5 protein-coding genes are annotated in these 5,163 nt (G+C 58.5%); all 5 read left to right on the top strand.

Features of this window, described 5'->3' with window-relative positions:
* The first annotated feature begins 327 nt into the window (after positions 1-327).
* The 5 genes from EH199_RS24225 (at position 328) to EH199_RS24205 (ending at position 4,645) form a co-directional block, all read left to right on the top strand.
* The gene (locus EH199_RS24225) at positions 328-696 is read left to right on the top strand and encodes a DUF1622 domain-containing protein (RefSeq protein WP_072384129.1); all 369 of its coding nucleotides are present in this window, start codon (positions 328-330) and stop codon (positions 694-696) included.
* Between the two features lie 197 nt (positions 697-893).
* The gene (locus EH199_RS24220) at positions 894-1,268 is read left to right on the top strand and encodes a hypothetical protein (RefSeq protein ID WP_124811572.1); all 375 of its coding nucleotides are present in this window, start codon (positions 894-896) and stop codon (positions 1,266-1,268) included.
* A gap of 10 nt (positions 1,269-1,278) precedes the next feature.
* A complete protein-coding gene (locus tag EH199_RS24215) occupies positions 1,279-3,270 on the top strand; it encodes an FAD-binding oxidoreductase (RefSeq protein WP_124811571.1) in 1,992 nt (663 codons plus the stop codon).
* Complete coding sequence (locus tag EH199_RS24210; RefSeq protein WP_223806921.1) at positions 3,270-3,953, top strand: iron reductase; 684 nt, start codon at positions 3,270-3,272, stop codon at positions 3,951-3,953. Before EH199_RS24215 ends, EH199_RS24210 begins: the two co-directional genes overlap by 1 nt.
* Complete coding sequence (locus EH199_RS24205; RefSeq protein ID WP_223806920.1) at positions 3,950-4,645, top strand: cytochrome c3 family protein; 696 nt, start codon at positions 3,950-3,952, stop codon at positions 4,643-4,645. Before EH199_RS24210 ends, EH199_RS24205 begins: the two co-directional genes overlap by 4 nt.
* Positions 4,646-5,163: the final 518 nt, after the last annotated feature.

Genomic DNA, 5,163 nt, shown 5'->3' with positions numbered 1-5,163 from the left:
TCCCGAAGATCCTGTGAAAGCGTTCGTGCCATCCATGCTGGCCTCCTGACACCAGCAGGAAGTCTGAATCACAACGGCGCCGCGAAGGGAATCCCTGACGAGTCAGTTCGTGTGGAAACCGCTCTAACGAAGCGCATGGATATAATTGAACATAGCCCCAAACGGATTGTTGCCATTACCGGACGAAGGGTCCGGCATGTAATGCACCGATGCCCTTGATCCCTGCATGAGCATTATATCTCGATTTCAGAAGAAAAACTCGTTCCTAGACGGAAAGTTATAACCTAAATGGCCCGGCAATGCCGGTGGTAACGGGGGGGTAGTTTGATGGACAGCATTCTCATCGAGGCTATCCACTGGATCACGCGTGCGATAGAAATCACGGGTACGGCGATCATTGTCGTCGGTGCGGGTTACTCGCTTCTCAGATTCCTACTGACAGCGGCAAAGGGCTTGACCGATGAAGGTTCTGTTGGAAGTTTCCGCTCAAATCTGGGGGAAGCCATCCTCTTGGGTCTCGAATTCCTGGTTGCAGCGGACATAATCAATACCATAGCTATTCAGCCAACGCTGAACAGTTTGGCCGTTCTTGCGGGCATTGTGCTTATAAGGACATTTCTGAGCTTCTCTCTTGAAGTTGAGATTAAGGGCCGTTGGCCTTGGCAAAGAGCAACAGGAGTCCACCGCGATGACTGAATAGCAGTTCGGTTTTAGCACATGCACCCAATCACACAGTCGTCGCTCTACCGCCAGCGCGCATCCATCGGCCGCTCCGTGCCCCACTTTTTTGGGTTCACGGACACTACGTATATCAGCCAGTTTGAGGAGTCGTCCATCAGGGGCATCGCGGCTCGCCAAATTATCGCCGGTCGTTTTTCAACGGAGGAAAGATCATGATGAAAAGTCGCACTTCCTATCTTTATTCGCTGGCATTGATAGGCGGCGTTCTTCTGTCTCCCAGCCTTGCTGCGGCCCAGAGCCAAGGAACAGGACAGGCCTCAACCCAGCCCCCCATGTCTCCCAACGGCAGTGCAATGCCGTCCGGTGGGATGATGGAAGGTCATGACGCGATGCCCGGCATGCAAGGCGGCATGCAAATGCCTAAACCCGTTATGGCACAGGACAAGTCAGGATGCTGCGCCAAGAAGATGAAAACTATGGGAAGGGCGAAGCACAGCCCCAGACATCGCAGGCACGCCAAGCCGGCCGCCGCAAAGCCTGCACCGATGCCCGCCGACAAGCCAATGCCCATGCAGGACGATATGTAAGAGTATCAGCATGAAGCGTCCGCTCCATCAAATCACTACTCACCGAACTCTCTGGAGTCGGATTGGCTACCGGGTTCTGATCGCACTGACGGTGATGCTCACATCACCGTCGGTCGTGGCGCAAACCGCTGACGAGCACGCTTCGCATCATCCAGGCGGAGGCGGGGCAGCTCCAGCCATGCCTGCCGCAGCCAGCGGCACCGACATGCCTGCAACACAACCCATGGGAGGCTCGGGCACTGACCCAATGGCCGCCATGATGAAGCAGATGATGTCACCGTCGGCCGGATCTGCCGGGCCGGGAGGTATGGGTGGCACAGCCGCGCCCTCCGGCTGTTGCGGGCCAATGGGTGCCAAACCCTTCTACCCCTCGCTGATGCAATGGCCAGCGCTGACCGACGAAGCGCGGCGGGCCGTTCGAGCCGAGGCGTTAAAGCGCCTCGGCTCGGGGACCAATGCCCTCGCTGCCGAGCAATCCCGACTCCATCACGCGCTCGCATCCAATGACTTTGCAACAGCAGGCGCCTCTATCAAGGGGGCTCGCGAAGGCCTTGCTCAGGCCGAGAGCGGCGTGAGCGCCCTCAAGGGGCTGGAAGAAGGCAAGGCCCCCCGCGAAATCGCTCTCACATGGTTCAAAAATCAAAATGGAATAGGCGGAGCTGAAAAGATGGCGACGGATAGCGGCCTTTCCTGGTGGCACATCATTGGAATGGTACTGCTCGCGGCCGCGCTACTTACCGCCCTGCTCTTGCGGCAGGCTCGGCTTCGTCGCATCGCGAGCCTTGTCGAGCGACTGATGCCAGGATCACCCTCCGCACAAACTTCAATAGGCGCTCTGGCTGCACCCACGGCAATGGCACAGCCCGCTGTTCTCGCGGGCGTCCCACAGGTGTCTGCCGCGACTAATGCACCGCCGCCCGTTCGACGCCCTTGGAAGGGGGTGCTGCGGATCAAGGCGATCTTCGACGAGACGCCAAACGTGAAGTCGTTTCGCTTAATGGAGCCGGATGGCGGTTCCATTCCCTTCACCTTCCTGCCTGGTCAATATGCCACTATCACCTCGGAAATCGACGGACAGAAAGTCCGTCGATCCTACACAATCTCATCGTCTCCCACGCAGCGCGACTATATCGAACTCACGATCAAGCGTGAACAATATGGCCTGGAGTCGCGTCATCTTCACGATCATGCCGATACCGGCGATCTCCTTGAAATATCTGCCCCCGCCGGCAGGTTCTTCTTCACGGGGAAGGAAGCCGACGGCATCGTTCTGATCGCCGGCGGCGTTGGCATCACGCCAATGATGAGCGTTTTGCGAAGTCTCACAGACCGGTCCTACGAGCACGACATTTTTCTACTTTACGGCGTGAATACACCTGAAGACCTCATATTCCGCGATGAGTGCGATCATCTGGCACGGCGCCATCCCAAGCTTCACGTCGCGTATGCCGTCGCCAAAGCTGAAGGCACCGATTGGCAAGGCCATGTTGGCTACATAACGGCGGATTTCATAGCGGCCTCGGTACCCGACATTTCGAAACGACGAGTCCACTTGTGCGGCCCCCCCCCCATGATGGCCGCAGTGAAAGAAGCGCTCGCGCAGCTCAAGGTTCCGTCAGACCAGGTCAAAACCGAGGAGTTCGCTCCGCCGAAGGGTGGCCCCGTCTTGGAAACCGAACCGACGGAACCTGCTGTCACACCGGCATTCACTGCTGACCAGGCCGTACCGATTCCGTCTGCACACGCTACGATCACATTCTCGAAATCCGGCAAGGCAGGCCCGCTCGCGCCGGACCAGTCGGTGCTCGAAGCCGCCGAGGCGATTGGCGTAGCGATTGATTATGATTGCCGAGCTGGCACCTGCGGTCGGTGCAAAGTGCCACTCCGCCAGGGTCAGGCAACCATGGAGGTCGAGGACGCGCTCGCCGCGGATGAGAAGGCAGCGGGAATCATCCTCGCCTGTCAGGCAAAATCGACGGGTGACCTGGTGGTGGAGGCCTGATGACCGAAACCGAAAAAATCACGGTCGGAGGCCTGGTCAGTGTGCTAACGCTGATCGTCCCCGGATTTCTTATCCATTCCGCGCCCCGCTTCCCGGGCAGCCTTGCCGGGAGCATGTTCGGGATCGCCGCCGCGCTTCTGTTCCTGCTCCTGCTGTCCTACACGGCGGTGAAGCGGCAGGCCTGGATCAAGGAGCGGACCAAAGGCTCCATCTCGCTTGGGGCGCTAATGGGGTTTCACGTCTACGCCGGCGCAATCGGGGCATTGCTCGGCATCATTCACTCCGGCCACAAGTTTCAGAGTCCGCTCGGTGTGAGCCTTGTGATATCGATGCTCGCGGTCGTCGCGAGCGGATTCATCGGGCGATATTATCTTGCGCAGGTCAGCCAGGATCTCCGGCTTCAGCAAAAAGAGCTCAAGCTGCTTCGCGACCGCTACGATGGGTTGGCCACAGTTTCCGTAGTCTGGACCCGCGATAGCGTCGTCGATCCGTCAGGACTGAGGCTCGATCATCTGCTCGGGGCCATTTCAGATCTCGAATTTACAATAATGGCACGGGATGCGATCAAGCGCACCCTCGCGCGGTGGACTGTGTTCCATGTCGCGGTTGCGATTGTGATGTATGGCCTGATGGCATTGCACATTTGGGGCGGTTACTATTACGGCCTTCGGTGGCTGCCGTGAAGCGAACCACCATCCTTTACCTGGTGCTTGCGACGATCGCGCTGCTCGCCGCCGCCGCCATCCCTTTCACCGTCTACCGATCGGGGAGCACGGCGCTGCCTCAATGGTCATCGGCAGTCCGTCCCGGCCCCCTGTCAAGCGCACACGCGTTTCTTGAAGGCAAATGCGAGAGCTGCCATACTCCCAATCAAGGCATCAAGGCCGCAACCTGTATCGCATGCCACGCTTCTGCTCCTGAACTCCTGATGAAACCAGCGACCGCCTTCCACGCCAACCTGAAGGAGTGCGCGGGTTGCCACATCGAGCATCAGGGCCGCACTCTTCGTCCGGTTAGGATGGATCACCAGATCCTCGAGGAGATTGCGAGGCGTACTACGGGACAAGCTGCAAAACTCGACTGCCAGTCCTGCCACGCGCCTCGGGATATCCATAAGGGATTTTTCGGTCCCGAGTGCGCAAGTTGCCACACAACGGAACGATGGAAAATCAACGGCTTCTTGCATCCCAGCCCAAAATCGACCGAATGCTCGCAATGCCACAAGGCGCCGCCGAGCCATTACATGATGCACTTCGAGATGATGGACAAGATGATCAGCGGCGAAAAACGGGCGCGGGTGGACCAGTGCTTCAGTTGCCACCAGACCGACTCGTTCAACAACATCAAAGGCGTCGGTATGGTCAAGGTGCATTGAGCGATCATTTTGCGCAGATAATTTGGCCCATCGTGGCCCTGTTACCCAAGCAATGAGCCTCGATCCGACAATCGATGAGACGCAACGGACGAGCCGCTTGACGCGCGTCGAAAGGATCAGATACGTCGTAAGCGGCGCTCCGCCCACCTTGCGCGGCGGCGGTTGTGGCAACCAATGCCCAACTTCCCCGATCTCGACGTGCTCAACGCCTGGCGTGAGGCGCAGTGCATCGCGCAATGGGCACCGGATGGGTCGGTTCGTTAAGTAAGCGGCTCAAACGCCGGTCTAGATCCGTATCCATCGAAAAATCCGATCCTCATTCAGTCGGGTTCACAAGCGCGATACTCGCATTCCACATTATCCGCTTTATCTGTCTGTCCGGCAAAGCACCGTATCCATCCGGCGGGGGCCGCCTTGTCTGGGTAGGTAGCGAGCGCTCTTAAGCGTGCTCTTAAGAGTGTGCTTTGGAGCGGTCGGTGGGTCAGGTGACGGTATTTTCGGGGCCAGAGCGGCGCCGG

Origin of the sequence: Novosphingobium sp. LASN5T, from assembly GCF_003856955.1 — a bacterium.
Classification (GTDB): Bacteria; Pseudomonadota; Alphaproteobacteria; order Sphingomonadales; family Sphingomonadaceae; genus Novosphingobium.
Note: the sequence above shows the minus strand (reverse complement) of the source record. Positions and strands in the feature narration are given on the sequence as shown.

Bases quoted from the DNA above. Each gene is read 5' to 3' on its own strand.
- EH199_RS24225 (WP_072384129.1), top strand. From the start codon at position 328: ATGGACAGCATTCTCATCGAGGCTATCCACTGGATCACGCGTGCGATA.
- EH199_RS24220 (WP_124811572.1), top strand. From the start codon at position 894: ATGATGAAAAGTCGCACTTCCTATCTTTATTCGCTGGCATTGATAGGC.
- EH199_RS24215 (WP_124811571.1), top strand. From the start codon at position 1,279: ATGAAGCGTCCGCTCCATCAAATCACTACTCACCGAACTCTCTGGAGT.
- EH199_RS24210 (WP_223806921.1), top strand. From the start codon at position 3,270: ATGACCGAAACCGAAAAAATCACGGTCGGAGGCCTGGTCAGTGTGCTA.